Consider the following 2,926-nt stretch of genomic DNA (forward strand, 5'->3'; position numbering starts at 1 on the left):
CTGGACGAGGCGGACCTGGAGGACGTGATGCGGGCCGCGTACGTGCACGTCGGGGAGGTCTGACATGGCCGTGCTGCACGCCTGGCGCGCCGCCCGTGTCACCCCGCTCGGCGAGCTGAACGCCCCGCCCCGGATGACCGCCGTCGCGCTCCGGCTGGCCGTCCAGGTGGTGCTGGTGTGGTCGCTGTGGCGCGGCCTGTACGCGCAGACGGGCACGACCGCCGGGCTGAGCCGCGACCAGGCCGTCACGTACGCCGTGCTGGCCGTGCTGGCGTCCCGGCTGCGGGAGCTGGACCAGTACGCGGGGCGGGACACGGTCCTTCAGCACATGCACTTCGGCACCATCGTCTACTGGTACCTGCGGCCGCTGCCGCCGCAGCGCTACTACGCCCTGCGGGCCGCCGGCGAGCAGTTGTACGGCCTCGCGTGGGCGCTGACGGGATACGCGATCTGCCTGGCCGCGGGGGTCGTCGAGCCGCCCCGCTCGGCCGCGGTGGCCGGGGTGTTCTGCTTGAGCATGCTGCTGGGCCAGTGGGTCCTGTACTACGTCATGCTCCTGCTCGACCAGTTGTGCTTCTGGACGGTCCGCAACACCGCCGCGATGCTCATCCTGCTGTTCGCGCAGAACCTGCTGTCCGGGGTGTACGCGCCGCTGTGGTTCTTCCCGGACTGGTTCGTGACGATGAGCGGCTTCCTGCCCTTCCAGGCCACGCTGAGCGTGCCGCTGTCGCTGTACGTGGGGCGGATCCCGCTGTCCGACGCGGCCTTCCAGCTGTCCGTGCAGGCCGCGTGGGTGGTGCTGCTGGCGTTGTTCACCCGGCTGCTGTGGCGGCGGGCCGCCCGGCGCGTGATCTCGCAGGGAGGCTGAGATGTCGGTGAAGGCTCTGCGGATCGTGTGGCGCGTCACCGCGCTCAACTTCCGCGCGCAGATGGAGTACCGCACCGAGTTCCTGCTGATGATCGCGATCGGGGCGATCTGGCAGGTGTCGGTGATCGTGTTCGCCACGGTGCTGCTGTCCCGGTTCGCCGGGATGGGCGGCTGGGACAGCTCGGACGTGCTGCTGATCCCGGCGACGCGCATGCTGGCGCACGGTCTGTTCGTGCTGTTCCTGGGGCGGATGCACTGGGCGGGCCGGCAGATCCAGGAAGGCCGGGTCGACATCTACCTGATGCGCCCGATGCCGGTCCACCGGCAGATCCAGCTGGCGTTCTTCCCCACCAACGCCATCGGGGACCTGACGGTCGCGGCGGGTCTGATGGTGGGGGCGCTGTCCCGCAGCGACCTGGACTGGACGGCGGGCCGCATCACGTATCTGATCGCGGCCGTCCTCGGCGGCATGCTGCTGGAGGCTGCCTTGTTCACGGTCGTGGCCAGCGCTGCCCTGCGCTTCCCGGCCGCCGACCAATGGGGCCGCTGGCTGGAGGAACTCCTCGGCACGTTCGGCAGCTACCCGCTGAACGTCCTCCCCAAGGCCGTGGGCGGCCTCCTGACCTACGGTCTTCCGCTCGCGTTCGTCGCCTACTTCCCGGCGGCGGTCCTGACCGGCCACGGCCGCACCACCGGCGTGCCGTACTGGCTGGCGGCGGCCTCACCGCTGCTCGGGCTGCTGGCGTACCTGGGGTCCCGGCTGCTGTGGCGGTGGAGCCTGCGGCACTACACCGGGATCAACGGGTGACCGGCCGGACCGGATCGGGGTGAACAGGGCCGTCACGGCGAGCAGGACGCAGGTCGCTCCGGCGGCCAGGGCGACCGGTGTCGTGCCCTGTTCCTCCGCGGCCCAGGTGAGGACGGCCGCGCCGATCGGTGCCGCCGCGTACTGAAGCGTCCAGAAGGCGGAGGTGACGCGGCCCAGGAGGTGCTCGGGAGTGACCTCCTGGCGCAGCGACATCGAGCAGGTGCCCGCCATGCCGGCGCAGGCGAGGAACGCGGCGCTCAGGGCCGCCACCGCCGGCACGTCCCGGGCCCAGCCGAGTCCCGCGAAGGCCAGCCCGCACACCGCGACCGAACCGGTCCACGTCGGGCCGAAGCCGAGGCGGCGGCGGATGCGGGCCACCAGCAGGGCGCCGGTGATGGTGCCGAGCGCGCCCACCGCCATGACCGTGCCGACCGTGCCGTCGTCATGGCCGAGGTCGTGCTTGAGGTGGTAGATGACCAGGTCGTTGAGGCCGAGGGTGAGGAAGCTGAAGACGAACAGCAGGGCGGTGAGCGAGCGCAGCACCGGGTGGCCGTGGAGGAAGGCGACGCCGGTGCGCAGGTCGTGCCACAGTCCGGTGCGCCGGCCCGTCCGCTCGTCCGGGGTGCGCTTGCGGAACCGTACGCAGCACAGGCACGCGGCCGACACCCCGAAGCTGGCCGCGTCCACGCCCACGGCCGCTGCCGGGCCCGACCAGGCGGCGACCAGTCCGGCGCACAGCGGTCCGAGGACGCCTGCCGCGGCGGCCGTCGCGTTCAACCGGCCGTTGGCCTCGGTGAGTTGCCCCGTGCCGACCAGGCCCCGCACGACCGTGACGTAGCCGACCGCGAACAGCATGCCGACGGCCTCGCACAGGGGCAGCACCGCGTACAACAGCCAGATCCGCGGGCCGAACAGCCACACCAGCGGGATCACCCCGTACAGGACCATGCGCACGAGGTCGCAGGCGATGAGCAGCCGGCGCCGGTCCACCCGGTCCACCACGGCCCCGGCGAACACCGCCGCCCCGACCGCGGCCGCCCCGCCCACCGCCGTCAGCAGCCCCATCCGCGCGACCGACCCCGTGGCCTCAAGCACGAGCAGGGGCAGGGCGATCAGCGCGAAGGAGTCGCCCAGCACGGAGAGGGTCTGCGCGGCCCAGAAGATGGCGAAATCCCGCCGGCGCCACAGGGGGCGGCCGGGTAAGCCCTCGCCGTCGGCGTCCTCGCGCCGCGCCGCCCCGTCCGTCACAC

The 2,926-nt window shown here is 72.5% G+C and carries 3 protein-coding genes; 2 read left to right on the top strand and 1 reads right to left on the bottom strand.

Annotated features, from left to right (window positions below):
* Positions 1–64 precede the first annotated feature (64 nt).
* Complete coding sequence (locus CCL05_RS07580; protein ID WP_086559711.1) at positions 65–868, top strand: ABC-2 family transporter protein; 804 nt, start codon at positions 65–67, stop codon at positions 866–868.
* A gap of 1 nt (position 869) precedes the next feature.
* Positions 870–1,676, top strand: coding sequence for an ABC transporter permease (locus tag CCL05_RS07585; protein WP_208641411.1), 807 nt, complete (start codon positions 870–872; stop codon positions 1,674–1,676).
* Here CCL05_RS07585 and CCL05_RS07590 read toward each other — a convergent pair.
* Positions 1,590–2,924, bottom strand: coding sequence for an MFS transporter (locus tag CCL05_RS07590; RefSeq protein ID WP_086559712.1), 1,335 nt, complete (start codon positions 2,922–2,924; stop codon positions 1,590–1,592). The two genes, CCL05_RS07585 and CCL05_RS07590, sit on opposite strands and share 87 nt — an antisense overlap.
* Positions 2,925–2,926: the final 2 nt, after the last annotated feature.

Origin of the sequence: Streptomyces africanus, from assembly GCF_002150735.1 — a bacterium.
Lineage (GTDB): Bacteria > Actinomycetota > Actinomycetes > Streptomycetales > Streptomycetaceae > Streptomyces > Streptomyces africanus.